Origin of the sequence: Microcystis sp. M53598_WE2 (genome assembly GCF_030067735.1) — a bacterium.
Lineage (GTDB): Bacteria > Cyanobacteriota > Cyanobacteriia > Cyanobacteriales > Microcystaceae > Microcystis > Microcystis aeruginosa.
In genome coordinates this window covers 1-1,943 of record NZ_JASJFE010000786.1, presented here as the reverse complement: position 1 = coordinate 1,943, position 1,943 = coordinate 1, and the positions used below count along the sequence as shown (strand labels likewise).

The 1,943-nt window shown below is 39.4% G+C and carries 2 protein-coding genes; both read right to left on the bottom strand.

Going from position 1 to position 1,943, the window contains the following annotated elements; translation table 11 throughout:
* On the bottom strand, positions 1-525 hold a 525-nt coding region (locus tag PX636_RS16060; RefSeq protein WP_288117805.1), incomplete at its 3' end, for a deoxyribodipyrimidine photo-lyase.
* 382 nt (positions 526-907) lie between these two features.
* On the bottom strand, positions 908-1,600 hold the full coding sequence (locus PX636_RS16055) for a Uma2 family endonuclease (protein WP_288117803.1): 693 nt from the start codon (positions 1,598-1,600) through the stop codon (positions 908-910).
* Between the last annotated feature and the right edge of the window lie 343 nt (positions 1,601-1,943).

The window sequence follows — 1,943 nt, the reverse complement described above, 5'->3', positions numbered from 1 at the left end:
TTCGTCTAATCCTTGCAGGTTTTCTAGGGTTTTGGGGCTGGCTTTGGCTAATTGGCTCCAATTTTTCCAAAAAGGAGTATATACGGTGTAGGGACTTTTTGAGAGGGTGAGGACTTGCCCTGGAGCGTGGAGAAGTTGATCCCAGAAGGTTTCTACTTCAATTCCTTTTGTTTGTAAAGCGGCGATTACCTGTTGATCCCGTTGACGCGCGTAGGGTTCGATATCGAGGTTAAAAAAAACTGCTTTTGCCGATAAATTGCCAGCTAAATTGACGAGTGTTTGACTGGGGTTGCCGCGAATAATCAGTAATTGACTACCTTTTTGGTGATAATTTTTTTCTAATTCCTCTAGACAACCGAGGAGATAGGCAACTCTAGCAGGGGCAATATCATCCCCTTCTAAAATAGCAGGATCGAGGCAGAAAACCCCGATAATTTTCGGACTACGCTCCCTAGCTTTACTCAGTCCAATATTATCCGAGAGACGTAAATCGCGACGATGCCAGAAAAGGATTAGATTTGACATATAGTGAGGTGAAGAGAAGATTATCAGGGGCGAGATTATTGGGGTACAGTTAAGAACAAATTCAAGTCAAAAATACTCTTTCTGTCATTATAGGACAGTGGATCAAGAATAATTGTCTAATTGGGTGCATCTGATTTTTATCAATCTACTGAGTTGGGATTTTTAAAGGGAAACTATCTTCTAAAATTGGTATTACTTCCGATTTTATCACTCAATCCAAGCTTTTGGGGGGTTCTACCCCCCAAACCCCGGAGCGCATTAGTTTTTCGGTGGGATGCTTACACGCAGCTGCTGACATATTTGTAATAATTTAAGAGTCACTGATAATTGCTGATTGTCGGTATTTCTGCAAATGTGAGATGCACCCGTCTAATTTTAAAATCTAGCTGTGATTGGCAGTTAATTGATTGACAAAATCTTGATGTTCTGGTGTCTCTAACCCTCGCTGTAAAATCACTAAAACTTTTCCTAAGTCGCCCATTAATAAAGCGTTTTTATCTAGCCATAAACCGGGGAAGATTTGGGAGCGCATTATGCCATCACTATCGGGTTCTAGTTTAATATATTCTCCTGCCTGTAGTCGAAACCAATCAATTTCTTGTTCATAAAACCGCCAGACTAGATATTCTTGGACTTGATTGCGACGGTAAACATTTAATTTTTGATGAACATCGTAGGAAGCACTAGAAGCGGCAATTTCGACAATTAATTCCGGCGCGCCTTCTACATAATCATCTTGACTAATTGTCGATTGTCCTCCCTTGTCAATTCTTAATAGGGCATCCGGTTGGGGTTCGTTATCAATATCTAATCTCACAGTACAATTATCCCCTAATTGCAGATAGGGGGTAAAAGCTTTATAAAAACCCAACCATAACATAATATGCGCGTGGGGTTCACCATGTTGGGTAATTCTCAAGGGAGATGCCATATAAACAATTCCTTCAATTAATTCCGCTTTTTTGAGATGGGGCATCCCTTGATAACGTCGTTCAAATTCCCATCGAGTTAATTTATCGCCGTTTTCTAGGGGAGGAATTGTTAAAGAAGCAGCTATTACTGGGGTAGTTGTCATAAGTTTTCTCTTTTCACCCTCTAGTTAATCTTTGCCCGCTATCGGATCAGCAATTTCTCCTGATCTTCCATTATTATAACAACCATCGGTAGGGTGTGTTAAAGTAGCTCAACACACCCACAAAAATCAGTTAGAAGTCAATAAATAATCCATTAATTTGAGCAAAGTTTTTTCTCCCATATTATAGAACACTTGAGAGAAAATAATTATCTAATTTTTAAACTTGAGAGCGATCGCTAGTTAATTTATTAACAAAATCTTGATGTTCTGGTGTCTCTAACCCTCGCTGTAAAATCACTAAAACTTTTCCTAAGTCGCCCATTAATAAAGCGTTTTTATCTAG